Origin of the sequence: Nitrosospira sp. Nsp1, assembly GCF_900100985.1 — a bacterium.
Lineage (GTDB): Bacteria > Pseudomonadota > Gammaproteobacteria > Burkholderiales > Nitrosomonadaceae > Nitrosospira.
On the sequence record NZ_FMUF01000028.1, the window covers coordinates 1 to 24,091 of the forward strand.

A 24,091-nucleotide genomic window follows, 5' to 3' on the forward strand; every position below is an offset into this window, starting at 1 on the left:
AGCCAAGGTTTGACAACCATTTTTCTCTCCTTACTCCGTGTTGATTTGTTGTGTCCGATATCCAGACTCGAAACCTAAATCGCTATGCAATCAGGCGACATCACTGCAGGAAATGCCATGGAGCCGATCAATGGACTCTCTTTATAGGCAAGGGTATAACCCCGCGTAATTTTTTGAATTTATTATGACCATACTTTATAGCTGGTTTATATAAACGTGTAGCACCAGCATCATGACTCTTTCTGGTACCACTGATATCGCTTCGGCAGCCAGATAAAGCACCGGCAGGATGATGGCCTTCATGTATCTCCGGCAGTGGGCGCATGCAGGTTTTGATGAGGAAGTATCGGGCGATACAAAATCAGAAAAACAGGATAAACGTCTTTGGCTTTTTCATACCGGGCTGTCGATATCAATGAACTGATGCGTGATGCCAAATTTCTGTGCGATATGTTCGCCCAATGCCTGTACCCCGTACCGCTCAGTCGCATGATGCCCGGCCGCAATAAAAGCAACGCCGGACTCGCGGGCGTCATGAACGGTTCGCTCGGAAATTTCCCCAGTGATAAACGCATCTACGCCCAGACGGATAGCTTCGTCGAAATAATCCTGAGCACCGCCGGTACACCAGGCTATGCGTGTCACTGTCTTCGAATCCTCGCCGATTACCAAAGGTTCGCGTCCCAGGGCACGTTCGATATTCATGCGCAGTCCTTTCACGTTCTGCATATCTGGCGAAAGCGTTCCGTGCATGGCAATATTCTGATCGCCAAAACGGCCGGTTTCGACCAGACCCAACTTGTGGGCCAGTTGAGCGTTGTTGCCCAGTTCCGGGTGAGCGTCCAGCGGCAAATGATAGGAGAGAAGCCCGACGTCGTGCGCAATCAACCGCGCAATACGGCGGTGTTTCCTGCCAACAAGGCATGGGTCCTCACCGCGCCAGAAATAACCATGATGTACGAGCAGAGCATCCGCGCCTGCTTCAATAGCGGCTTGAATGAAATCCAATGAGGCCGTTACACTGCTAACCAGATGATGCACCTCACTTCGGCCTTCCACTTGCAGCCCATTTGGGCAATAATCACGGAAATGGGCAATGTTCAGGAGTTGGTTCAAATAGATTTCGAGCTTATCCAATCGCATCATATTCGTCTGGTCTTTATAAAAATCATACTAAATCTCGAAACCTAAATCCCAAATGCACAAGCTCTGGCTGATTTTCGCACAAACGGTAACGATAGTCCTTGCCGCATTGTTTGTCGTTTCCACTTTAAGGCCCGAACTGCTGCCCTGGCAATCGCGTGGCGGCGGCGGTGGTGCCGTGGTAACCATAAAAGAAGCGGTTTCCGACACGGCGCGCCAGAATACCTCCCTGCCTGCCAGCTTCAGCGATGCGGCGCAAAAGGCCATGCCATCGGTCGTCAACGTTTTTACCAGCAAAGAAGTGAAGATAGCCTCCCATCCGCTGATGGAAGATCCCATGTTCCGGCGTTTCTTTGGCGATCGCTTCGAATCGCCGCAGAGCCGGCGTGCATCGAGTCTCGGGTCCGGGGTGATTGTCAGTTCCGAAGGCTATATTCTTACCAATCATCATGTGATAGAGGCGGCGGATGAAATCGAGGTTGCGCTGGCCGATGGCAGGAAGGCCAAGGCCCGCGTCATCGGGTCGGATCCGGAGACCGACCTTGCGGTTGTAAGAGTGGATATGGAAGCGCTTCCGACAATGACCTTCGGGCATTCCGATAATGCCCGGGTCGGCGATATCGTACTTGCAATCGGAAATCCCTTCGGTGTGGGACAGACGGTTACCATGGGTATCATCAGCGCCCTGGGGCGGACACATATGGGCATCAATACCTTTGAAAATTTCATTCAGACTGATGCCGCCATCAACCCCGGCAATTCAGGGGGCGCCCTGGTCGACGCCTCCGGCAATCTGATTGGCATCAATACGGCGATTGTATCTCGTACCGGCGGATCGCTCGGCATCGGCTTTGCCATTACAACCAGCGTAGCCAAGCAGATAATGGAGCAGATTATTCAGACCGGTGGCGTAACGCGCGGCTGGATTGGAGTGGAAGTGCAAGACCTGACCCCGGAACTGGCTGAATCGTTCAAGCGCCCCAACACCAACGGTGCCTTGATCGCCGGGGTGCTCAAGGGTGGACCCGCAGATCGGGCGGGTGTAAAGCCAGGGGATATCATTGTGGCAGTGAAGGGAAGCCCGGTAGTTGATTCATCCGTGATGCTCAATCTGATCGCGGCATTGTTGCCGGGAGAAGCCGCCGACATTACCGTGATGCGCAATCAGACGGAGAAATCCATTCAGATCAATGTCGGCAAGCGCCCCACGCCCGCGCCTCAGGAGCAGTACCAAGACCCGGATACGATGGAATAAGTTTTGAGGTACGAGGCAATGGCTGGCTTTACCGTACCGAAGTGGTAAAGAAAAGCTTATCCGTGTAATATACGGCGGCGAGGTGGATACTGTGGCGCAGATAGCGGTACGGAATCTTGCAGCAGGACTTCCTGAGGCTGGTTGGCGAAATCCGCGGCCGTTCAGAAATTCCTTAGCCGTTTCTTTTCCTTGTTTCAGCCTCCTCCAGTTCCTGCTCCGTATCCATATCGTTTGACGGCTGGTGAGCTGATAGCCTCGCCGGTTGGATAACGAGCCCCGCCACCAGTATGCCTAATTCGTAGAGCAAATAAAGCGGCACGGCCAGCATGAATTGCGAAACCACATCCGGGGGGGTGAATATCGCGCCGATGACGAATGCACCGACAAGAACATAGCGCCGTATCGCCTTTAGTTTTTCGACCGAGACAATGCCTGCCCGGACGAGTATCACAACCAATATCGGTACCTCGAAGGTGATGCCGAAGGCAATGAACATAGTCAACACAAAATCGAGATACCTGCCGATATCGGTCATGACCGCCACGCCCTCTGGTGCGAATTGGGTAATGAATTCGAATACCACGGGCAGAGCGGCAAAATAAGCAAACCCCATGCCGCATATGAACAGGAGGCTGCTGGTGAAGACGAGCGGCAGGACAAGGCGTTTTTCGTGGGAATACAACCCGGGTGCGACAAACGCCCATATTTGATAGAGCGTGTGCGGCAAGGTAATGATAAAAGCGGCCATCATGGCAACTTTCATCGGCACGAAAAAGGGCGTCACCACTTCGGTTGCAATCATCTGCCCCCCTTGGGGAAGCTTATCCAGCAGAGGCTGTGCCAGCAATGAGTAGAGTTCCCGTGCGTAGTAGGCGCAGGGGATAAAACCCAGCAGGAGTCCGCCGAATGCCCGTATCAGCCTGGCACGAAGTTCCACAAGATGGGAAATGAATGTTTCGTCGGTACTCATTATTGTGAGCGGGAGCCAAAGAATTGAACCGGATAGATACCGATTCGGTCAGCGAGTATATGTTATCCGGCGCTAAACTACTCGCGATGTACTTCTGTTCCGGCTGCTTCGCGACTCGATTCCGATTTGATCGACGGCGTGGTCGGGTTGACTGGGGTGGAGGAAGGGAACGATGCTGAAACATCTTCCCCCGCGGCCTCGGGAGAAGATGCAGAAGCGGTCGCGGAAGGTTTTGGTTCTGTTTCCGTTTCCATCACCTCCTGGAACTGAGTCATTTCTTTTTGTACCGAGTCTTCGATGGAACGAGCGGTTCCCTCCACGGAAGCTTTCCATTTTTTGAGTTCTTCCAGTTCCATTTCGCGCTGGATGTCATTCTTGACATCGTTGGCATAACGCTGCGCCCGGCCGAACAGATGTCCTAGCGTACGTGCTACCTTGGGAAGCCGCTCAGGACCGATGACGACCAGCCCCACGACTGCTATAACGAGAATTTCCGCGAAGCTGATATCGAACATTTTTTATGGGAATTACCGGTGAAGCGTAGCGAACGGCTATCGGATGGTATTTCCGCGATTCGCGATTCGTTACATCCCATTAGCCGAATTTTTCACTTTTGCTCGCGGGCCTCAGGATTTTGACTGCGCCTTTTCCCTGGCATCCGCTTCGATGGTCCGGGCACCTGATTCATGAGACACAGAAGATAGCGCCTCTTCATCAGCCGTTTTTACGCCTTCCTTGAAGCCTTTCACCGCACCGCCCAGATCGCTGCCGATATTGCGGAGTTTCTTGGTGCCAAATACCAGAACAACAATCAGCAGAACGATCAGCCAGTGCCAAATGCTGAATGATCCCATCATTTACTCCTTTATCTTGGGTGAGGAATCATAGGCGGCAAGCGTTCCCTGCCGCCTATGATATGAATATGCAGGTGATGAACCTCTTGTCCCCCGACGCGCCCGGTGTTGATTATGGTACGAAAGCCATCCGTGCAGCCTTGCTCCCTCGCCAGCCTGGGTATCAGTACCATCATCTCGCCCAGCAAACTGCGGTGCTTATCTTCGACTTCGTCAAGGGAACCGATGTGTAGCTTGGGTATCAACATGAAATGTATCGGCGCTGCGGGGTGAATATCGTGAAAAGCAAAAACATCAGCGTCTTCATAGATTTTTTCACTGGGAATTTCTCCCCGCACGATTTTACAGAAAACACAGCTGTCCATTTTTATTGCGTCTTCCGCGCTACTTTTTCATCCACTCCCGAGACACCCTCTCTGCGCCGTAGCTCGTTCAGCACATCGTCAGGTCCCAGGTTGTGGTGGGCCAGCAGCACCAGGCAGTGAAACCACAGATCCGCGACCTCTCGTACTACGTGCGATTTGTCCTGCTCTTTCGACGCCAGCAAGACTTCCGCCGACTCTTCCGCAATTTTCCTCAGAATTTTGTCCTGCCCGTCATGCAGCAACTTTGCGACATATGAAGCTGCAGGGTCGGCATTTTTCCGGACTTCAATAACTTCAGCCAACCGGTAAAGCATAGCTGGATCAGTCATTTTCTGTATATCTCTTCCGGGCGCTTGATTACCGGCGCTGCCACTGTCCATTGGCCGTTTTCCAATTTATTGAAAAAACAATTATGTCTGCCGGTATGACAAGCGATGCCATCCACTTGTTCCACCGTCAGCAACAGAACGTCCTCGTCGCAATCCAGCCGGATTTCTTTTACTTTCTGAACGTGCCCTGATTCTTCACCTTTATGCCAGAGTTTCCTGCGAGAGCGCGACCAATAATGTGCCTCGCCGGTTTGCACGGTGAGCTTCAATGCTTCACGATTCATCCAGGCGACCATCAGCACCGCCTTGCTGCCGGCCTCCTGCGTAACGACTTGCACGAGTCCGTCGTCAGACCAGTTTATCTTGTTGAGCCAAATGTCGGACATGGATATGCTTTAGGATCAGGTTATTCGGAACGCTTTAAATATGGGTCTTCAATGGAGCGCTTGGTGGTGAAGAGCTGATTCCGGGTTTCAGCTTGACTGGCATTGATGGATGCTCAGAAGGTGCGATAAAGGCTGTCTGATTCGACGGCGCGCACCGGGGATAATAGATAAACAGTGAGCGCCTGCTTCTACAGATCGGGTGGAATGAAGGGTTTTCGGAATCTGGTGTATCGGGTTTTCCTCGCTCCAGAAAGGAAAGCAGAATGCCAGTCATTCGCGTACTCGCCACTCCTTATCTTTGGGACATCCCATCCCTGCCTTGCTGCAGCGGTCGTCGCTTTCGTGGCATCCCATTCGTGGTATCCATGTGAGTGGACTGGTTATTCTACTACTAAAGCCGTACTTCAATGCCGTGTTCCGCCATATACTCTTTGGCCTGAAGTATAGCGTAATCGCCATAATGGAAAATACTGGCCGCCAGCACCGCGTCGGCATGACCTTCCAAGATTCCTTCCACCAGGTGATGCAAATTACCGACGCCACCACTCGCGATCACCGGCACATCCACCGCGTCGGATACAGCGCGAGTCAGTGCGAGATCAAACCCGTTACGGGTACCATCCTTGTCCATGCTGGTGAGCAATATTTCGCCTGCCCCCAGCGATTGCAGTTTTTTGGCCCACTCGACCGCATCCATGCCGGTAGCCTGACGCCCCCCGTGAGTGAATACTTCCCAGCCATCGCCGACTCGCTTGGCGTCTATCGCCACCACGATGCATTGAGACCCGTAACGGTTCGCGGCATCCGCCACCAGTTGAGGATTCTGTACCGCCGAAGTATTGATGCTTACTTTATCGGCACCTGCATTCAGCAACCTTCGCACATCCTCAACCTTGCGCACCCCGCCACCGACGGTTAATGGAATGAATACCTGGGCTGCAACTTCCTCGATGATACGAAGAATCAAGTCACGATTATCAGAACTGGCAGTGATGTCGAGGAAGGTCAGCTCATCCGCTCCCTGATCACCGTAACGGCGTGATATTTCGACAGGATCGCCCGCGTCCCGAAGCCCGACAAAATTGATGCCTTTGACAACACGGCCATTTGTTACGTCAAGGCAGGGAATGATACGCTTGGCAAGACCCATACGATACCTTTATAAATCGCAAATTTGCCGACATCCGCTTTGAAGCAGATGCTCAGCCACTTCGTACCCTTAGTAGCAGATCATCTACCCGGAAGCCAAATTTACCGCAGTTCTATTTTTTCGAAATGAAGACGGAGCTTTATCAGGAGAGAGATTTGTCGTTGGATATTTTCATACTCAGCTCATCCGCCAATGCTTGTGCCAGTTTGAAATCCAGAGCGCCTTCATACAGGGCGCGTCCCGTAATTGCACCCATGATACCTTCCAACTCGAGGTCGCAGAGCGCTTTCACATCGTCAAGATTGCCGATGCCTCCGCTGGCAATGACGGGAATAGTAAGCGCCCTGGCCAGTTCCACCGTGGCCTGCACATTGACGCCGCTCAACATGCCGTCACGCCCGATATCGGTATAGATGATCGCTTCGACCCCGTAATCCTGGAATTTTTTGGCGAGATCCACGACGTCGTGACCAGTCACTTTAGACCAGCCGTTGACAGCCACCTTTCCGTCCTTCGCGTCCAGCCCTACCATGATATGGCCGGGGAAAGCGTTGCAGGCATCATGCAGGAACCCCGGCGTCTTCACCGCTGCGGTACCGATGATAATGTAAGTAATGCCATCGTCGAGATAGCGTTCGATAGTTTCCAGGTCACGTATGCCGCCCCCGAGTTGGGTCGGAATTTCGTCACCAATAGCCTCAACAATATCACGTATGGCCGGCTCATTTTTTGGCCGGCCGGCAAACGCGCCGTTTAGGTCCACCAGATGCAATCGGCGGGCGCCCTGGCTCAGCCAATGTCTGGCTATGGCGCCGGGATCTTCGGAAAATACCGTGGCGTTTTCCATCACGCCCTGTTTCAGGCGTACGCATTGGCCGTCTTTCAGGTCTATCGCAGGAATAATCAGCATTTTTGAGTCAGGTTTAAAGTGTAGAAGTGAGTTTTGAAGTTTGGAGCGGGAAGAGGTCACGCCTGGACTTGATTATCCCTTCCTGAAACTGAAACGGCTCCCATCGCACAAAATTATTCAGCAGCGCCAACCCTGCGTCATGGCTTTTTTCCGGGTGAAACTGGACGGCAAAAATATTATCCCTGGCCACCGCGCTAGTAAACGAAAAGGGATAGTTGGTGGTAGCCGCCGTCGATTCCGGGTTGGCGGTTTCCACATAATAACTGTGCACGAAATAAAAGCGTGCATCGCTGGGGATATCTTTCCACAAGGGATGTTCAATGGTTTGATGAACCTGGTTCCAGCCCATATGCGGTACTTTGAATCGTTGCCCGCTGATATCAGCCACCGCCGCGGACGGAAAACGCCGCACGGTGCCGGCCACAATGCCGAGGCCTTCCACGTTGCCTTCCTCGCTGCTGTCACACAGCATTTGCAGGCCGATGCAGATACCGAGAAAAGGCTTGCTCATCGCTGCATAACGCACCGCACCGCGCAATCCGCGTTTATCCAGTTCGCGCAGGCAGTCGGGCATTGCGCCTTGGCCTGGAACCACTACACGCCCAGCCTTCCGTACGACCTCCGGATCGTCGGTAATGACAATGGAGGCGGTCGGCGCGACATGTTCCAGCGCTTTGGACACCGAGCGCAAATTACCCATGCCGTAGTCAACGATTGCAATATCAATCATGCTGTGTAAATGATGAGGGTTGAGGGTGTCTACAAGGAGCCTTTGGTGGACGGAATCGTGTCCATGGCGCGGGGGTCGGTTTCGATTGCCATGCGTAATGCACGCCCAAATGCCTTGAATACGGTTTCTGCCTGATGATGCGCGTTGCAGCCGGACAGATTGTCAATATGCACGGTCACCATGGCGTGATTGATAAACCCTTGAAAGAACTCTTTTATCAAATCCACGTCGAATTCGCCGATGCGGGCACGTACAAATTCGACGTTAAACGCCATGCCGGGGCGTCCCGAGAGATCCACCACCACCCGCGTCAACGCCTCATCCAGCGGCACATAAGCATGGCCGTAACGGCGCAGGCCCTTCTTGTCCCCGATAGCTTGCTTGAATGCCTGTCCAAAGGTGATGCCGATATCCTCTACCGTATGATGGGCATCGATGTGCAGATCGCCTGTAGCAGTGATCTCCATGTCTATCATGCCGTGGCGCGCCACCTGGTCCAGCATATGATCGAGAAATGGCACTCCTGTATCCAGTGCTACGTTCCCGGTACCATCCAGATTAACTTTGACGTTAATTTGGGTTTCCAGGGTGTTTCGATTGATTTGGGCCTGACGCATGGATAGGTTAATTTAATTGTTGGATTTGTTAAGCGAAGCCTGAAGCGCCATCAAAAATTTTGTGTTTTCGTCGGGTTTGCCCACTGTCACGCGCAGGCAATTCTTCAGTAACGGGTGGTACCCATCAAGATTCTTGATCAATATACCGCGCTCTTTAAGTCCCAGAAATACCCGATTGGCTTCATTCCCGTCACCCTCTCGAGTCACGCGGAACAAAATGAAATTCGCATCCGTCGGGAAAACCTCGATACCGTTCAGTGCTTCCAGTCGTTCACCCATTATCGCGCGTTCAGCTTTGATCGCTGCGGCCTGTTGCATCAGGACATCGTGATGCTGTAATACCTTTTCCGCGATCAGTTGGGTGACAACACCTACATTATACGGCAAACGCAGTTTTTCAAGCTGTATCAACCATTCAGGTCTTCCGGCCAGAAGCCCCAGCCTTAAACCCGCCAGTCCCAGCTTGGAAAGCGTGCGCATCAATAACAGATTGGGGTGTTGCGCCAGTTTGCCCATAAAGCTGGCATCGGCGAAGACATGATAAGCCTCATCCACAACCACCACGCCGGGAGCAGCTTCAATAATACGTGAGATTGCTTCGCTGTCAAACAGGTTGCCAGTGGGGTTATTAGGGTATGCAATAAAAATTACCGCTGGCTGGTGCCGCGTAATGGCAGCAAGCATCGCGTCCATATCAAGCGAAAAATCAGCGTTTAACGGCACCCCTGCATATTTCATCCCAGCGAACACGGCAGTCATGCGAAACATGACAAAGGCAGGTTCGACACTCATCAATACCGCGCCAGGTCTGGCGAAGGCCAGAGCGATGATCTGGATGATCTCGTCCGAACCGTTACCCAGCATGATTTCCATTCCATCGGGGATTGCCAGCGCTTGGCGTAACGAAACCTTGAGCGAAGCGGCACTTGCATCGGGATAGCGATTAATCGGCGCATCCGCAACCAGCCGCGCGATCTCATCGCGCAGTTCGGGCGGCAGGGAATAAGGATTTTCCATTGCATCCAGCTTCACCATACCGCTGGCGGGCGGCACGTGATAGGCGGAAAGCGCGAGGATTTCGGGCCGAATGATTTGATTGGGCGATCCAGGCATTTTTATATGATTTAGCCTCGATTTACGGTCGGCATTCTGCGGCATACAGTTTGGGTTGGCTCATGGAAGAATCTGTCGAGTTACTTTATGTCGGCGCCATTCACGATCCGATATTCCGCTGACATCGCATGGGCTTGCAAACCTTCTCCATGAGCCAGGATGGAAGCAATCGGCCCCAGTTTTGCCGCGCCCTGTTCCGACACCTTGATAATACTGCTGCGTTTCTGAAAATCATACACGCCCAACGGTGAAGAAAAGCGCGCGGTACGGGAGGTGGGCAACACATGATTGGGGCCGGCACAATAATCGCCGAGCGCTTCGGAAGTGTAACGGCCCAGGAAAATGGCGCCGGCATGCCTGATCTTTTCCAGCCATTTTTCCGGCTGTTCGACCGACAGCTCAAGATGTTCCGGTGCAATATGGTTGGCTATGGCGCAGGCTTCATCCAGATCCCGTACCTGGATCAGCGCACCGCGGTCTTCCAGCGAGGCCCGTATTACCGCCTTGCGCGGCATTGCTTCCAGTTGCCGATCAATACTTGCCGCTACCGCATCGATAAAATCGGCATCGGACGAAAGCAGGATCGCTTGCGCCAATTCATCATGCTCCGCTTGTGAAAACAGATCCATGGCGATCCAGTCCGGATTTGTTTTGCCGTCGCAAATCACCAGGATTTCCGAAGGCCCGGCTATCATGTCTATGCCTACCATACCGAATACACGGCGTTTGGCCGCGGCCACATACGCGTTGCCGGGGCCGACGATCTTGTCCACTTGCGGTACTGTCGAGGTACCATAAGCCAGTGCGCCGACGGCTTGAGCGCCGCCAATGGTAAATACTCGATCAACCTCGCAAATGGTTGCGGCAGCCAGTACCAGATCATTTGTCTCGCCACCGGGGGTGGGCACGACCATGACGAGTTCGCCCACTCCCGCCACCTTGGCGGGAATTGCGTTCATCAGTACCGAGGAAGGATAAGACGCCTTGCCGCCGGGAACGTACAGGCCAACACGATCCAGCGGGGTTATTTTCTGGCCAAGCAGCGTACCATCAGGCTCGATATAGCTCCAGGATTGTGCCAACTGCTTTTCGTGATAGACGCGCACGCGCAATGCGGCTTGTTCCAAGGCATCACGCTGATCCGCGGGTAGATCTTGCAGGGCTTGTTGCAAGCGCTGGCGGGGCAATTCGAGTGCCGCTGCCGAGGCTGGATCCCAATGGTCGAAACGGCGCGTATATTCCAGCAGGGCTTCATCACCCCGCTTCTTGGTATCGGCCAGAATATCCGCGACGGCCGCATCCAGCTTCGCATCCTGGGCGCTTTCAAAAGCCAGCAGTTCCATTAGCGCTTCATTGAAGCTGGCATCGGTGGAGGAAAGCCGTTTGATTTGAATCATGAGAAGGAACGTTGATTTATTGGTTGTGACGTTTTTGCTGATTCATTGTCTTATTTGATGATTGCCGCCGAGAAAGCTTCCAGCATCGGCTGTATCGCTTCCCGCTTCAATTTCAGTGCTGCCTGATTGATGATCAGTCGCGCCGAAATCGGCACGATCTCTTCCACTGCCTTGAGATGATTCGCCTTTAGCGTGCCGCCGCTGGAAACCAGATCCACAATCGCATCCGCCAACCCTACCAGCGGCGCGAGTTCCATCGAACCGTAGAGCTTGATGAGATCCACGTGCATACCTTTTTCGGCAAAGTGTTCACGTGCGGTTTGCAGGTATTTCGTTGCGACGCGTACTCGTGCTCGCCGGTTTACGACGTCTTCGTAATCGAAATCATCGCGCACCGCCACCATCATGCGGCAGCAGGCAATATTCAAGTCCAGCGGCTGATAAAGCCCTGCGCCGCCATGTTCCAGTAATACGTCCTTTCCCGCGATGCCCATATCGGCAGCACCGTACTGTACATAAGTCGGTACATCCGAAGCGCGCACAATGATGAGCCGCACGTCATCACGATTGGTGGCGAGGATCAGCTTGCGCGATGTTTCGGGATCGTCGAGCGCGACGATCCCTGCCGCTTTCAATAGCGGTGCGGTATCGTCGAAAATGCGGCCCTTGGAGAGGGCGATAGTGATGCCGGTTGTCATGGAGAATTTGCGAAAAACCGCATTTTACTCCAAAGCGGCTATGCTGGCTGCTGGACAATATTGAAAGATGCGATGGCCATGCCCAGATTCGAAGGAGTCGTTGAATAAGTGCTTCACGGAGTGTGTTGATGGTTCAAACCAGACGTTGCAACACAGCCGCACTGCGCGGCACAATCAGGCATATGCCTTGATATATCTCATCGTCAAGCATATACTCTAACAGTTGCCAGCCAAGAGGAGATACAGCAATGAGCCAAGTAGCCAAACTGTTCACTAACGGCCGCAGTCAAGCAGTACGCCTCCCGGCCGCCTATCGGTTCGATACCAAGGAAGTTTTCATCCGCCAGGACCCGGAAACAGGTGACGTAATCTTGTCGCGTAAGCCAGCGACCTGGGAGGACTTCTTCTCTGCGCTCAGGAATGACGATGTGTCGGCTGGTTTCCTGGATGAAAAGGAGCGCTACCACGGAACGCAAGATCGTGACCCCTTCGAGGAGTGGAGCGAATGACGCGGTACATGCTCGATACCAATACAGTGAGTCACCTGATTAAGAAGCATCCAGCTGTCGCCCGGCGCGTGGTGGCTACGCCTATGGCATTCCTTTGCATCTCGGCTATCACCAACGGAGAATTGTTTTTTGGCTTGGCGAAGCGGCCAGATGCCAAGCAACTCCACCTCGCCGTGCGGGAACTCCTCCTGCGCGTCGACGTGCTGCCTTGGGGCGGCGCCATTGCGGAGCATTATGGAACTGTGCGAGCCGGTATGGAGCGTCAAGGCAAGATACTTGCGCCGCTTGATCTGCTGATTGCCACGCACGCGCTGAGCGTAGGCGCGGTATTGGTGACAAACGACCGGGCTTTTGGTCGCGTAGCCGGCTTGCTTCTCGAAGACTGGACGGATTGACCGGCGAAGATTTATCGATGGCATGCGCTGGGGTGACTCTGTCAACGCCTTCCAACACGACTATAAGAAGGAAACATGGAATCAACTGGAAAACGATTTGGCCGATGTTGTGTAAGCTCTGGCGAAGAATGAACCTCTGCGGGTGTGTCGCTTACGTTAATTCAATTCGTTCCCCGGTGATTTAAGTTTTATAAGATTCAATAATGTGCATACTACAAAAGTATTCCGCACGGACTATCATGCCTCATTCCGCTTGGAGTTCACGACGGATAGCCATCCGGCGCCGAATGACGCAGTTACGATTCGTCCGTATCGTGTCTCGGATGGCGAATCAGCATTCGACGCATATGAGAATGAGGCCTGTCGGGGCTAATCATGACTTCCCATTGGTCGCGGGAGCTCTGCGCAAATTTCGGTGGTGGAAAGTTGATCTCATGTTTGTTCAAAGCCTTGCAAAGGGCATCAAAGGTTAATTTTTCGGAAAACTGCTCATCCCATTTGTTAATCCACTTCCATTGCAGGCATTCTTTTACCGCCGTCGGGCCTTCGCCGCATATGCCTTTAAGCTCGTCATCAGGCTCCGGCCATTCAAGTCTTGCCTCTGTTTTGAGTTCTTCTATGGATTTGGAACTATCCTTTAAATGTAGAAAACGGAATGGTGTACCCGGCTTAGTTTTCAGTTCCTTTCGTTTTTTATCAGGGATGGTGAACCACCCCGGTTTCCCCAGAGTCGTCATGCCCTTGCCTTCTGTTTTCTTAATGATTTCAATGATGCGATCCAAGGGTGGCTTCGGAGGATCCTCGCGAATTTGATCCAACAACCGTCCTGTCCTGGACAATAAATCCGGCGGATAAATGCCCAGCCGCTCGTCGAACCTTCCCTGTCGCACCGCGGCCTCGTCGAGCTTGCCGATAAGGTTGGTCACCAGCACATAGGCCACCGCCCGTTTCTTTGCCCCATTATTCAAATCCTTCAGCTTGGGGAGCATGCCTGGTGTCAGAAACGAAAACACGTCAAGTGGCTTATTGCTGTCCACCTCTCGCCGTTTCAGCACCGGGTCGAACTCATCGAACAAAATCACCACACGGGTCAACATCGATAGCGCTTCGAACACGGCCCGCGCCCTCTGCTCGATATCCGCCTCGCCGTATTTCACCAGGTCGCTGGGCGTGACTTCCACCAGCGGCACGTCGCAACTAACCGCCAACGCTTCGACCAGCGTCGTCTTGCCGGTGCCGGCCGGACCATGCAGGACGAGAGAATATAGCGGGTCACCCTCGGGTAGGGATACCCCTGACACATGGGCGCGCATCCGCTGCAAGGTGATCGCTACGGAATTTTGCCGCTTGAGTCCGTTTTTCGGCCAGTCCTTTTCCTTGATCCAATTGGGGCGCGGGGCTATGGTTTTTAAAGTATTGGCGTCAGGAGCCAGACGCAAGCCGTAATCCGGATAGAACAGCGCGTCCAGCGTCAGGTCCTCACTTAACTCTTTATTTTTTCTCTTGACCGAGAAATGTTCGAGGATGATATGATTGATGCGCCTGTCGAGCATCTCGTTGATTTTGGCTAACGCCATGACTGCCCGGGCGGTCGCCTTCAGGTTAGCCCTTAACGGAGGCTGGGAGTATTCCCAGTCCCAACCCTTCTTGCCCGACGAAGCCCGCTTTACCCCTAACAAACTTTCGATTGAAGGGTCCGCTTGTACCAATCCGTCAACCTCTTTTGCCAGTCTCCTGGCTAATAGTTCAGAAAACGCCTTGGGTAAATCATCTCTATCCTTTATTTTCAGATGAGAGTTAGCTAGATCAAGCAATTTCGTCATTTCTGCGGACAGTTTTTTTCGAATGTCCTTGACCTGTTGAATGCTCGTATCATCAAGCTTTTGGATCAGCTCATGTGTGATATCCGTCGCACTAATGGGCCAAAAATTGGAGATCTGTCCTGCTCTTGTGTCCTCAAAAAAGCGCAACATGTTATCAGCCATGTCAGTCTTGAATTCGCTGTCGCACGCGTGATGCAACAGTTGGGCCATGGCATGAAGAGTCGCCGCATTATTCATCAGATGGCGGGGACCGCCGGGTTGTTCGTGATAATGACGCAAGTTGGCAAACCGACCGCGGCTCGAAATCATTTTCGAGAGGTCACTCACCGCTCGGTCAAAACGGGTATCCTTTCCCCACTCCTTGGTCAGCTTTCCATAGGAGGCCGCCGCGCAGGCCAGCTCGCAGGGCTGCGAATCCCAACACTCACCAAGGGATACCAACGCCAGCTCCCGATCAAGTACGGAAGACAGGTAATTCCTGACCGGGTGCAGCAGATTTTCCACTTGGTGCGCTGATTCGTCGAATTCTCGCTTAATGTCCTTGCATAAGTTTTCGAATGTCTTAACGTCTGTTTCATCACACTGTGTGACTAAGCTAACCTTCTTCTTGGTCCGCTTCTTTGCGTCTTGCACAGCCTGGAACGCAATTAGATGAGCGGAAGCTGAGCGGGTTACGTCCGCCTTTGTCTTGCGTGATGATGCGGAAGGTTCGGATTCCGTAGAGCCATAAAGCCTTTCTTCACATGTCGAGAGGGTGTTTTTACATATCTCCAGTGGATCTTGGGATGTTGGACTTGTTTCACCTTCGCACTCCTTTTTACGATAGGCAATAATATCTTGGAGCGTGCTCTCAAAGGTTTCTTCAGTTTCCTTTAATAGCTTTTCCAGCTTCTGCTTAAACTCAGTAGACTTAGTAATATCCTTTACTTGAAGGCATTTTTCAACTGACGAGACTTCCGTAGACTGATCAGGAGGGAGCGCAAGCACCAGGTAGTGGGATAGCCGTCTGAATTTGAGAAGACACGAAAGGGACAACCGTTTTTTCTCCGCTTCCGCCCATTCTTTCAAAGGCTCGGGGGTTCGGCCAAGGAAATAATGGTCATTAAGGCTATCAAGCTGCGTTGTTCTTGCTATGTAATTGCCTGCCTCCGCTATGAAATTGCCAGTATTACGCAGAGCGTCGGCAAAACTCAAGAGCGCGCGTATGCATTCGCCGGTGACGAACGCGGTCACCAGGCCGCCCGGCGCGGCGCGTGCGCCGCCGATGTTCCAATCACTTCGATCTGCCGAATAAAGCTCTCGGATGATCCAATAATAGCAAAGCATTGCGGTCTTGGAGAAAGCGGCGCCAGGCTGCGCGACCAAGGTCCGCAAAACACTCGCCGCAACCAGTACTGATAATTCGTGTTCCGCAAGTTTTTCCAGTGTCAAATCCTGCTGCAATTGTTTTGTCAGGCTCTTGATGAGCTCAAGCCGCGTCTTCTCTTTCTCTTTGCTAAACGGCTGATCATGACGGGTGAGAAGCGCTCTTACAACAAGAGAATTCTCGTGCCGCCAATCCCCGAAAGCCGGCAGCATTTTTTTTTCTCCGAACGGTTGCAGGCAGTCCATCAAGACCTCGATCCCCTCGTCCCTAAGTTCCGCACTTCGCTTCCGTACCGCGTCCAATTTTCGCAACAGTTGGATATGGTCTTCCAGATCGTGCTCTTGAGTAAGTGGGTCAGCCATGGCAGTCTCCCTTATTTAAACCGCAATGGGACGGGATTTTTCCGTCCACAAGGTTTATACGAGTATAGCTTTCACTGAACAAAACAATTTAGAACCAGTCATCTGGCCAACATACAAATGGAAAATCGTCGATGCGAAGAATCGTTCAATTCAGATTCCTCACTATCCGATGCATCCACAACTATGTGGCCAGCAAACAATATTCTCGTTGACGAGCTTTGACCCTGACTGTTAGCCCCACATATTTGTATATTAGACTATAAGGAAATATTTGCGCCCCGCCCATTAATATGGGTATTACAAAGCAGGCGTGCTGGTTGTATCGGAAGGCCGTGAATAGGCAGAACCGCAAATTTGAAAAATCATGGATTCTGCTTGCACAGGAATGACGAAGCAAGAGAGGAGGTCGCTATAGCGTGACTTCAGATCAATAGCATAACTTCAGATCGAGCCGGGATTCATATATGTATCGCCCGTTTATCCACGCCCAGCGCCGCCTCGTGCAGTACTTCCGACAGCGATGGATGGGCGTGAACGATGCGAGCGATATCTTCGCTGCTGGCTGCGAATTCCATCGCCGTTACCGCTTCGGCGATCATTTCGGAAACGTAGGGTCCGATCATGTGGACGCCGAGGATACGGTCGGTGTTCGCGTCCGCCAGCACTTTGACGAAGCCGCCGGTCTCGCCCAATGCGCGTGCGCGGCCGTTGGCCATGAAGGGGAATTGCCCGGCTTTGTATTGAATACCCGCTGCTTTCAGTTCCTGTTCGTTTTTGCCCACCCAGGCGATTTCGGGCGAGGTGTAGATAACCCAGGGAATGGTGTCAAGGTTCACGTGTCCAGCCTGTCCCGCGATGTTTTCAGCGACGGCGACCCCTTCCTCGGAAGCCTTATGCGCCAGCATGGGCCCGCGCACCACATCTCCCACGGCATAGATATTGGGCAGATTGGTGCGGCAATCGCTATCCACCTCGATAAACCCGCGATTATCCAGCTTCAGGCCGACATTGTCCGCACCCAGTCCAGCCGTGTTGGGAACCCGGCCGACTGCGATGATCAGTTTATCCACTTCCAGTTTTTGCACGTTGCCCTCCTTGTCCTGGGCGTTAACGTACTCCACGGTGATGTTCGCTTCGCTGGTCTGGATTCCGCTTATCCTGATGTCCGTATTGATGACCAGGCCTGATCCTCTGGTAAAGATTTTTAGCGCTTCTTTTGCGACTTGCTCGTCAGTCGCCGGTAGTAACGTAGGCAGCGCTTCAAGGATGGTGACTTCGGAACCGAGTCTCCGCCACAGGCTGCCCATTTCCAGGCCGATGACGCCGGCGCCAATCACGCCCAGCCGCCCGGGCGCTTCTGTCAGCGCCAGCGCGCCGGCATTGTCCAATATGCGTTCGTTGTCTATCTGTGCAAACGGTAAAGACCGCGGAGTGGAACCGGTGGCGATAATGACGTGTTTTGCCTCGATGGTGTCCTCTGTTTCCCCGTTCTTTACCTGGATCTGCCAGCTCCTGTTGTTGTCGCCATGTTCCTCGATGCTTCTGAGCAGTGTTCCGCGCCCGTGCAGGGAGGCGACTTTATTTTTTTTAAGCAGCATGGCGACCCCGCCGGTGAAGGCGGTGACGATTTTATCCTTGCGAGACATCATCACCGGAATGTCCACCGACAGGCCTTCCACCTTGATCCCGTGAGCCGCAAATTTATGCGCTGCACGTTCATAATTCTCCGACGACTCCAGCAGCGCCTTGGATGGAATGCAGCCGACATTCAGGCAGGTTCCACCCAGGCTGGGATTGCCTTTCGGATTTTTCCACTCATCTATGCAAACAGTGTTGAGTCCCAGTTGGGCGCAACGAATGGCCGCGACATAACCGCCGGGGCCGGCACCGATTACCGCTACATCAAAAGATCGAGGCATATTGAAATTAGTGAAAATATGAAAAAAATTATTTTGCAGGAATGCGGCTTACGTTCGATGCCCTCAGCCTTCCAGCAACGGGCTCATGGGATATTCCAGGGCCTCTTTCATTGCCACCAGGGAAAGCACCGCTTCGCGCCCATCGACAATGCGGTGATCATAGGATAACGCGAGATAGCACATCGGACGAATCACTACTTGCCCATTCTCGGCCACAGGGCGCTCTTTAGTCGCGTGAATGCCAAGAATCGCACTTTGCGGCGGATTGATAATGGGAGTAGAGAGCATCGAGCCGAATATGCCGCCATTGGTGATCGAGAAGGTGCCGCCCGTCAGCTCTTCCATCGTCAATTTGCTGTCGAGGGCGCGCTTGCCGAAGTCTGCAATCTGCCTTTCAATCTCCGCCTGTGATAAAGCGTCCGCATTTCGAATGATAGGGACCACGAGCCCGCGCGGACTGCTCACCGCGATGCCGATGTCGTAATAGCCGTGGTAGACGATGTCATTTCCATCCACGGATGCATTGACGACAGGAAATTTTTTCAACGCCGCCACCGCCGCCTTGACAAAAAATGACATGAGGCCGAGCTTGATGCCGTGCTCTTTTTCAAAACTCACCTTATAGCGTGCGCGCAAATCCATTATCGCTTGCATGTTCACTTCGTTGAACGTGGTGAGTATCGCCGCGGTGGACTGCGACTGCACGAGTCGCTCGGCGATACGCGCCCGCAGTCGGGACATCGCCACCCGCTGTTCAGGTCTGTTACCCATAGGCGCAGGCGCGGCTGTCGCGGAAGGTGTGGTAGTTGCCAAAGGTGTCGGAGTTGCCGAAGGCTCAGGAGTTGTCGGTGACGGCGAGGGAGAAGGCGCGCCGGAAGGCGAAGGTTTCTTTTCCACATGGGCCGCCACATCCTCTTTGGTAATCCGGCCATCGCGTCCGCTACCTTTAATCGAGCTGATTTCGCCGACGTCGAGGGCTGCCTGCGCCGCCATATTTCGGGCAGCGGGCATCATCGTCGCCATAGACGCCGATGCCGCAACGGCTGAGGTGCCCTCAGGAGTGGATTTCGCACTTGAGGGAGCCGCCGCAGTGTCACCGGGAACCGCCTTGGTTTCGGCCGGAGTGGCCTCGGTGTCTATGGTGGCAATGATTTCGCCGCCGGCTACTACCGCTCCGTCGCCCTTGACGATTTTGGCCAATACGCCGGCGGCAGGCGCCGGCAATTCCATCACGATTTTATCTGTTTCGACATCGATCAGATTCTCGTCTCTATCAACATGTTCACCTTCTTTTTTATGCCAGGAAAGCAATGTGGCTTCCGCCACCGATTCGGATAAAACCGGAACTTTGACATCGACGCGCATGGTTCTTCCTTTGGCTTAAATTTTTTCGCGAAACGCTGCCACTATCAATTCATTCTGCTGGAATTTGTGTTTTGCCAGGTACCCCACCGCCGGAGACGCTGACGATGGCCGCAATGCATAGCCTAAAATCTGATCGGGACGCTTGTGCCGCAGCAGGTAGTGCTGAATGCGGTGCCAGGCACCCTGGTTGCCGGGTTCCTCCTGACACCAGAGTATATCTTTAGCGTGAGGGTAGCGGTCAACCTCAATCTGGAAATCATGATGCGGAAAAGGGTACAGCTGCTCGACCCGAACAATTGCGATATCCTTGATTCCCTGTTCCCGGCGATAGGCCAGCAGTTCGTAATATATCTTGCCGCAGCAGGCGATGACGCGTCGTACATTTTGCGGATCGAGCTTTTCCATTTCCGGAATCACGTTCTGGAAACCGCCATCGGCCAGATCTTCGAGACTTGAGAAGGACTCCTTATGCCGCAACAGGCTTTTGGGGCTCATGATGATAAGCGGCTTGCGCAACGGCCGGATTATTTGCCGCCGGAGCATGTGAAACATCTGTGCGGAGGTGGATGGAACGCACACCTGAATATTGTATTCGGCGCAGAGTTGCAGAAAACGCTCCAGACGTGCGGAGGAGTGCTCGGGCCCTTGCCCTTCGTAGCCGTGCGGGAGCATCATCACCAGGCCGCATAACCGGCCCCATTTGGCTTCGCCAGAGGCGATGAACTGGTCTATCACAACCTGCGCACCGTTTGCAAAATCGCCAAACTGCGCCTCCCACACTACCAGTTCATTCGGTTCCGCGGTTGTGTAGCCGTACTCGAAGCCCAGCACGGCTTCTTCCGAGAGTACTGAATCGATGATGACGAAACCAGGCTGCTCCGGAGCAATATGGCGAAGGGGAACGTATGTTCCCTCGTTCCATCGCGCCCGGTTCTGGTCATGCAGCACGGCATGGCGGTGAAAAAAAGTTCCACGTCCCGAATCTTGCCCTGAAATGCGTACAGCATACCCGTCCTTCAGAAGCGCCGCATAAGCAAGGGTTTCAGCCATTCCCCAATCCAGCGGTAATTTTCCTTCGCCCATCAGGCGGCGGTCGGCGATGACCTTTTCCACCCGCGCATGTAATTTGAACTTGGAGGGAATATCCGTTAACCGCGCGGCCAGCTTTCTTAATTCCGCTATCGGCAGTCCGGTCTGTACCTTCATGTCCCACTTGTTATTCTTCAGGAAGGGCGTCCAGTCCACCGCATTCGAAGATTTGTAGCCATAAAGGATGGTTTTGTTGGGGTTGCGGCCTCCATCCATGTCATCCCGATAGGCTTTTACCATCAGCTCCGCCTGGCCGGCGCCGATGATACCTTCGGCTTCCAGTTTATCGGCATAGAGCTTGCGTGTGCCGGGATGGCGGCCGATGATCTTGTACATCAGCGGCTGAGTCACCATGGGCTCGTCCTGCTCGTTGTGGCCGAGGGTGCGGAAACAAACCATGTCTACGACCACATCCTTATGAAACTTCATCCGAAAATCGAGCGCGATCTCAGCCACCATGACAACTGCCTCAGGGTCGTCCCCGTTGACATGGAGAATCGGCGCCTCGATCATTTTCGACACGTCCGTGCAATAAAGTGTGGAGCGCGTATCGCGCGGATCAGAAGTTGTGAAGCCGATCTGGTTATTGATGATGACGTGTATCGTGCCACCGGTGCCATAGCCGCGCGTTTGCGACAGATTCAGCGTTTCCATCACCACGCCCTGGGCCGAGTACGCGGCGTCGCCATGCAGAAGCACGGGCAGCGCCAGATCGCCATGCCTGTCTCGCAGGCGCTGCTGACGGGCGCGCACCGAGCCTTGCACTACCGGGTCTACAATTTCCAGATGCGAGGGGTTGAATGCCAACGTCAGGCGCATCGTACCGCCGGGAGTGGATACTGCTGAGGAAAAACCCTGATGATATTTGACGTCGCCTTCAGTCAGGTCCTGCGCATATTTGCCTTCGAATTCCTGGAACAGATCGCTCGGCAACTTCCCCAATGTGTTGACCAGGACATTAAGCCGTGCGCGGTGGGCCATGCCGATGATAATCTGCTGTACGCCCATCTGGCCCGCGCGTTGCAGCAGATTATCCAATAGCGGAATCAGGCTTTCGCCGCCTTCGCCGGAAAAGCGCTTCTGCCCGACATAGCGTGTGTGCAGATACTTTTCCAATCCTTCCGCCGCATTGAGGCGTTCCAGGATATGGCGTTTGTATTCGGGGGAGAACCGGGGTTGCGCGCGCGAACCTTCGATGCGATTCTGTAGCCATCGTTTTTGCTCGGTATCGGTGATGTACATATACTCGACGCCGATACTGCCACAGTAAGTTTCCCGCAATATGCGCAGAATTTCCGCTAACGACGCGCGCGGTGGCCCGATCAATGAACCGGTGCCGAAAACCGTACTCATGTCTGCCTCTGTCAGCCCGTAATAGGCGGGCTCAAGCTCGGGAATATGCGGTTTTTCCTGATGCTTGAGCGGGTCGAGATCGGCGTGGCGCACGCCCAGAAAGCGGTATGCGTTGATGATTTGCAATACCGAAATCTGCTTGCGTTCTGTTTCCAGGTCGGAATCGTCCTGTAGAAGTTCCTCCTCGGGGCTATGCCCGCTGAGCCGCCAAGGCGCTGCCGCCGCTCGGCTGAACGATTCGATTTCCGATGAGTACGGCACGTTTTGAGAAGCCTGCCCAACCGGTCCGGCCGTTCCTTCCGCCTGCCGCAGTTTGTCGAAGTATTCATGCCATTCCGGCGGAATCGATTCCGGATTGTGCAGGTACTTTTCATAAAGCCCTTCAATGAAGGACGCATTGGTACCGAACAGCAAGGAATCCTCAAACAGTTGCTTCATCATGGCTGGAGATCTCCTGGCTGGCAGAATGAGACTATTTGCGTAAGGCAATCGAGACTACATCTCGCGTGGTGGCCCCGGTATAGAGCTGACGTGGTCGCCCTATTTTATAGTCTGGATCGGAAATCATTTCGTTCCACTGGGCAATCCAGCCTACCGTGCGCGCCATGGTAAAAATGGCAGTGAACATGGAGACCGGGATTCCCAAAGCACGCTGCACAATGCCGGAGTAAAAGTCAACATTGGGATAGAGTTTCTTGGAGATGAAGTAATCGTCTTCAAGCGCAATTTTCTCCAGTTTCAGCGCCAGCTTGAACAAGCGGTCGTCATGCAGCCCCAGTTCGCTCAGCACTTCATGGCAGGTTTCGCGCATCAGCTTGGCGCGGGGATCAAAATTCTTGTATACACGGTGGCCGAAGCCCACCAGTCTGAAAGGATCGTTTTTGTCTTTGGCACGTTCGATATACTCGCCGATGCGCGAGTCGTCGCCGATTTCCTCCAGCATGTTCAGGCAGGCTTCGTTTGCTCCACCATGTGCAGGTCCCCATAAGCAGGCGATACCGGCTGAGATGCAGGCAAATGGATTGGCACCGCTGGATCCGGCGAGCCGTACGGTGGAAGTGGAAGCGTTCTGCTCGTGATCGGCATGCAGGATCAAAATACGGTCCAGCGCCCGCGCCAACACCGGGTTGGGTTTATATTCCTCGGCGGGCGTGGCGAACATCATGTGCATGAAATTTTCCGCGTAGCTAAGATCGTTGCGCGGATATATGAAAGGCTGGCCGATATTATATTTATATGTCATCGCAGTGATGGTAGGCAGCTTTGCTACCAGCCGAAAGGCCGACAGTTCACGGTGGCTGGCATCGGAAATGTCCATCGCATCATGATAAAACGCCGACAATGCACCGACTACTCCGACCATCACCGCCATGGGATGGGCATCGCGGCGAAAACCGGTAAAAAAGCGCGCGAGTTGTTCATGCACCATCGTATGATCCTTGATGGTCTTGTCGAACGCGGACTTCTGTTTTCTGGTCGGCAGTTCCCCATTCATCAGCAAATGGCACACTTCCATGAAATCACATCGCTTGGCCAACTGCTCGATCGGGTAGCCCCGATAAAGCAGAATGCCCTCATCGCCATCAATGTAAGTTATTTTGGAACTGCAACTGGCGGTGGACAGGAAGCCGGGGTCGTAAGTGAATACGCCGCTCTTGGCATGCAGAGTACGAATATCCACCACATCCGGCCCCATGCTGCCGGCCATGATGGGAAACTCGGCCGGATTGCCGTTATCCAGATTGAGAGTCGCTATATGTTTTTGTTCCATGTCGTTCCCCTGTTATTTTCTTTCCGGCAAAAAAAACCACGATGCAATTAAACCTGAATCCGGTAGTTGGACGGGGTGAAGTGTACGGTTTTTGGGCGCAGGGCAAGATGCAACGACGCGGAATGCGACCATGCAGAGTGGAGCAGTGCCTTCTGCAGGAAGGTGCGACCTCGAAGCGGGATGCTGCGCCCCTTGCGTGTGGAACGCGATCGTGGCATTCCC

At 53.5% G+C, this 24,091-nt stretch carries 22 protein-coding genes; 3 read left to right on the top strand and 19 right to left on the bottom strand.

Going from position 1 to position 24,091, the window contains the following annotated elements; all coding sequences use genetic code 11:
• Nucleotides 1-393 precede the first annotated feature (393 nt).
• Nucleotides 394-1,143, bottom strand: a complete 750-nt coding sequence (locus BLP78_RS13580) for a Nif3-like dinuclear metal center hexameric protein (RefSeq protein WP_090460100.1) — start codon at nucleotides 1,141-1,143, stop codon at nucleotides 394-396.
• A gap of 55 nt (nucleotides 1,144-1,198) precedes the next feature.
• Here BLP78_RS13580 and BLP78_RS13585 point away from each other — a divergent pair, with 55 nt between their 5' ends.
• Nucleotides 1,199-2,398: a Do family serine endopeptidase gene (locus tag BLP78_RS13585; RefSeq protein WP_090460047.1), complete on the top strand. Its 1,200-nt coding sequence runs from the start codon at nucleotides 1,199-1,201 to the stop codon at nucleotides 2,396-2,398.
• Nucleotides 2,399-2,570: 172 nt separating this feature from the next.
• Here BLP78_RS13585 and tatC read toward each other — a convergent pair whose 3' ends face one another.
• The 13 genes from tatC to hisG all read right to left on the bottom strand — a co-directional run bounded on the left by tatC (nucleotide 2,571) and on the right by hisG (nucleotide 11,917).
• Nucleotides 2,571-3,368, bottom strand: a complete 798-nt coding sequence (tatC, locus tag BLP78_RS13590; protein ID WP_025040772.1) for a twin-arginine translocase subunit TatC — start codon at nucleotides 3,366-3,368, stop codon at nucleotides 2,571-2,573.
• A 77-nt stretch (nucleotides 3,369-3,445) separates the two neighbouring features.
• Nucleotides 3,446-3,883, bottom strand: coding sequence for a Sec-independent protein translocase protein TatB (tatB, locus tag BLP78_RS13595; RefSeq protein ID WP_090460050.1), 438 nt, complete (start codon nucleotides 3,881-3,883; stop codon nucleotides 3,446-3,448).
• Between the two features lie 111 nt (nucleotides 3,884-3,994).
• On the bottom strand, nucleotides 3,995-4,222 hold the full coding sequence (gene tatA / locus BLP78_RS13600; RefSeq protein WP_090460052.1) for a Sec-independent protein translocase subunit TatA: 228 nt from the start codon (nucleotides 4,220-4,222) through the stop codon (nucleotides 3,995-3,997).
• 11 nt (nucleotides 4,223-4,233) lie between these two features.
• Complete coding sequence (locus BLP78_RS13605; protein ID WP_090460054.1) at nucleotides 4,234-4,587, bottom strand: histidine triad nucleotide-binding protein; 354 nt, start codon at nucleotides 4,585-4,587, stop codon at nucleotides 4,234-4,236.
• 2 nt (nucleotides 4,588-4,589) lie between these two features.
• A complete protein-coding gene (locus tag BLP78_RS13610) occupies nucleotides 4,590-4,916 on the bottom strand; it encodes a phosphoribosyl-ATP diphosphatase (protein WP_090460056.1) in 327 nt (108 codons plus the stop codon).
• Entirely contained in the window at nucleotides 4,913-5,302 is a 390-nt protein-coding gene (gene hisI / locus BLP78_RS13615) for a phosphoribosyl-AMP cyclohydrolase (RefSeq protein WP_090460059.1), read from the bottom strand. The genes BLP78_RS13610 and hisI overlap by 4 nt, the downstream gene beginning before the upstream one ends.
• A gap of 391 nt (nucleotides 5,303-5,693) precedes the next feature.
• Nucleotides 5,694-6,452 (bottom strand): imidazole glycerol phosphate synthase subunit HisF, encoded by a 759-nt coding sequence (hisF, locus tag BLP78_RS13620; RefSeq protein WP_090460060.1) that lies wholly within the window; start codon nucleotides 6,450-6,452, stop codon nucleotides 5,694-5,696.
• Nucleotides 6,453-6,594: 142 nt separating this feature from the next.
• Entirely contained in the window at nucleotides 6,595-7,362 is a 768-nt protein-coding gene (gene hisA / locus BLP78_RS13625; protein ID WP_025040764.1) for a 1-(5-phosphoribosyl)-5-[(5-phosphoribosylamino)methylideneamino]imidazole-4-carboxamide isomerase, read from the bottom strand.
• 13 nt (nucleotides 7,363-7,375) lie between these two features.
• Nucleotides 7,376-8,092, bottom strand: a complete 717-nt coding sequence (gene hisH, locus BLP78_RS13630) for an imidazole glycerol phosphate synthase subunit HisH (RefSeq protein WP_025040763.1) — start codon at nucleotides 8,090-8,092, stop codon at nucleotides 7,376-7,378.
• Between the two features lie 29 nt (nucleotides 8,093-8,121).
• Nucleotides 8,122-8,709 (bottom strand): imidazoleglycerol-phosphate dehydratase HisB, encoded by a 588-nt coding sequence (gene hisB, locus BLP78_RS13635; protein ID WP_090460062.1) that lies wholly within the window; start codon nucleotides 8,707-8,709, stop codon nucleotides 8,122-8,124.
• A gap of 12 nt (nucleotides 8,710-8,721) precedes the next feature.
• Nucleotides 8,722-9,822, bottom strand: a complete 1,101-nt coding sequence (hisC, locus tag BLP78_RS13640; protein WP_218118989.1) for a histidinol-phosphate transaminase — start codon at nucleotides 9,820-9,822, stop codon at nucleotides 8,722-8,724.
• An 80-nt stretch (nucleotides 9,823-9,902) separates the two neighbouring features.
• Nucleotides 9,903-11,219 carry a histidinol dehydrogenase gene (gene hisD / locus BLP78_RS13645; RefSeq protein WP_176752872.1) on the bottom strand — a complete coding sequence of 439 codons (1,317 nt, stop codon included), beginning with the start codon at nucleotides 11,217-11,219 and terminating at the stop codon, nucleotides 9,903-9,905.
• Between the two features lie 50 nt (nucleotides 11,220-11,269).
• The gene (gene hisG, locus BLP78_RS13650; protein WP_090460065.1) at nucleotides 11,270-11,917 is read right to left on the bottom strand and encodes an ATP phosphoribosyltransferase; all 648 of its coding nucleotides are present in this window, start codon (nucleotides 11,915-11,917) and stop codon (nucleotides 11,270-11,272) included.
• 248 nt (nucleotides 11,918-12,165) lie between these two features.
• Between hisG and BLP78_RS13655 the strand changes: the two genes are divergently transcribed.
• Both BLP78_RS13655 and BLP78_RS13660 read left to right on the top strand, forming a co-directional pair.
• Nucleotides 12,166-12,426 carry an antitoxin gene (locus BLP78_RS13655; RefSeq protein ID WP_090460067.1) on the top strand — a complete coding sequence of 87 codons (261 nt, stop codon included), beginning with the start codon at nucleotides 12,166-12,168 and terminating at the stop codon, nucleotides 12,424-12,426.
• Complete coding sequence (locus BLP78_RS13660) at nucleotides 12,423-12,821, top strand: type II toxin-antitoxin system VapC family toxin (RefSeq protein WP_090460069.1); 399 nt, start codon at nucleotides 12,423-12,425, stop codon at nucleotides 12,819-12,821. Before BLP78_RS13655 ends, BLP78_RS13660 begins: the two co-directional genes overlap by 4 nt.
• A gap of 296 nt (nucleotides 12,822-13,117) precedes the next feature.
• Here the strand turns inward: BLP78_RS13660 and BLP78_RS13665 are convergent, their stop codons facing one another.
• From BLP78_RS13665 to gltA, 5 genes are all read right to left on the bottom strand, one after another.
• On the bottom strand, nucleotides 13,118-16,372 hold the full coding sequence (locus BLP78_RS13665; RefSeq protein WP_090460071.1) for an AAA family ATPase: 3,255 nt from the start codon (nucleotides 16,370-16,372) through the stop codon (nucleotides 13,118-13,120).
• 458 nt (nucleotides 16,373-16,830) lie between these two features.
• Nucleotides 16,831-18,291 carry a dihydrolipoyl dehydrogenase gene (gene lpdA, locus BLP78_RS13670; protein ID WP_090460073.1) on the bottom strand — a complete coding sequence of 487 codons (1,461 nt, stop codon included), beginning with the start codon at nucleotides 18,289-18,291 and terminating at the stop codon, nucleotides 16,831-16,833.
• Nucleotides 18,292-18,354: 63 nt separating this feature from the next.
• On the bottom strand, nucleotides 18,355-19,656 hold the full coding sequence (gene odhB / locus BLP78_RS13675) for a 2-oxoglutarate dehydrogenase complex dihydrolipoyllysine-residue succinyltransferase (protein WP_090460075.1): 1,302 nt from the start codon (nucleotides 19,654-19,656) through the stop codon (nucleotides 18,355-18,357).
• A gap of 15 nt (nucleotides 19,657-19,671) precedes the next feature.
• The gene (locus BLP78_RS13680; protein WP_090460077.1) at nucleotides 19,672-22,539 is read right to left on the bottom strand and encodes a 2-oxoglutarate dehydrogenase E1 component; all 2,868 of its coding nucleotides are present in this window, start codon (nucleotides 22,537-22,539) and stop codon (nucleotides 19,672-19,674) included.
• Between the two features lie 31 nt (nucleotides 22,540-22,570).
• Nucleotides 22,571-23,869: a citrate synthase gene (gene gltA / locus BLP78_RS13685; protein ID WP_090460079.1), complete on the bottom strand. Its 1,299-nt coding sequence runs from the start codon at nucleotides 23,867-23,869 to the stop codon at nucleotides 22,571-22,573.
• Nucleotides 23,870-24,091 lie beyond the last annotated feature (222 nt).

Bases quoted from the DNA above. Each gene is read 5' to 3' on its own strand.
- BLP78_RS13580 (WP_090460100.1), bottom strand. From the start codon at position 1,143: ATGCGATTGGATAAGCTCGAAATCTATTTGAACCAACTCCTGAACATT.
- BLP78_RS13585 (WP_090460047.1), top strand. From the start codon at position 1,199: ATGCACAAGCTCTGGCTGATTTTCGCACAAACGGTAACGATAGTCCTT.
- tatC (WP_025040772.1), bottom strand. From the start codon at position 3,368: ATGAGTACCGACGAAACATTCATTTCCCATCTTGTGGAACTTCGTGCC.
- tatB (WP_090460050.1), bottom strand. From the start codon at position 3,883: ATGTTCGATATCAGCTTCGCGGAAATTCTCGTTATAGCAGTCGTGGGG.
- tatA (WP_090460052.1), bottom strand. From the start codon at position 4,222: ATGGGATCATTCAGCATTTGGCACTGGCTGATCGTTCTGCTGATTGTT.
- BLP78_RS13605 (WP_090460054.1), bottom strand. From the start codon at position 4,587: ATGGACAGCTGTGTTTTCTGTAAAATCGTGCGGGGAGAAATTCCCAGT.
- BLP78_RS13610 (WP_090460056.1), bottom strand. From the start codon at position 4,916: ATGACTGATCCAGCTATGCTTTACCGGTTGGCTGAAGTTATTGAAGTC.
- hisI (WP_090460059.1), bottom strand. From the start codon at position 5,302: ATGTCCGACATTTGGCTCAACAAGATAAACTGGTCTGACGACGGACTC.
- hisF (WP_090460060.1), bottom strand. From the start codon at position 6,452: ATGGGTCTTGCCAAGCGTATCATTCCCTGCCTTGACGTAACAAATGGC.
- hisA (WP_025040764.1), bottom strand. From the start codon at position 7,362: ATGCTGATTATTCCTGCGATAGACCTGAAAGACGGCCAATGCGTACGC.
- hisH (WP_025040763.1), bottom strand. From the start codon at position 8,092: ATGATTGATATTGCAATCGTTGACTACGGCATGGGTAATTTGCGCTCG.
- hisB (WP_090460062.1), bottom strand. From the start codon at position 8,709: ATGCGTCAGGCCCAAATCAATCGAAACACCCTGGAAACCCAAATTAAC.
- hisC (WP_218118989.1), bottom strand. From the start codon at position 9,822: ATGCCTGGATCGCCCAATCAAATCATTCGGCCCGAAATCCTCGCGCTT.
- hisD (WP_176752872.1), bottom strand. From the start codon at position 11,219: ATGATTCAAATCAAACGGCTTTCCTCCACCGATGCCAGCTTCAATGAA.
- hisG (WP_090460065.1), bottom strand. From the start codon at position 11,917: ATGACAACCGGCATCACTATCGCCCTCTCCAAGGGCCGCATTTTCGAC.
- BLP78_RS13655 (WP_090460067.1), top strand. From the start codon at position 12,166: ATGAGCCAAGTAGCCAAACTGTTCACTAACGGCCGCAGTCAAGCAGTA.
- BLP78_RS13660 (WP_090460069.1), top strand. From the start codon at position 12,423: ATGACGCGGTACATGCTCGATACCAATACAGTGAGTCACCTGATTAAG.
- BLP78_RS13665 (WP_090460071.1), bottom strand. From the start codon at position 16,372: ATGGCTGACCCACTTACTCAAGAGCACGATCTGGAAGACCATATCCAA.
- lpdA (WP_090460073.1), bottom strand. From the start codon at position 18,291: ATGCCTCGATCTTTTGATGTAGCGGTAATCGGTGCCGGCCCCGGCGGT.
- odhB (WP_090460075.1), bottom strand. From the start codon at position 19,656: ATGCGCGTCGATGTCAAAGTTCCGGTTTTATCCGAATCGGTGGCGGAA.
- BLP78_RS13680 (WP_090460077.1), bottom strand. From the start codon at position 22,539: ATGATGAAGCAACTGTTTGAGGATTCCTTGCTGTTCGGTACCAATGCG.
- gltA (WP_090460079.1), bottom strand. From the start codon at position 23,869: ATGGAACAAAAACATATAGCGACTCTCAATCTGGATAACGGCAATCCG.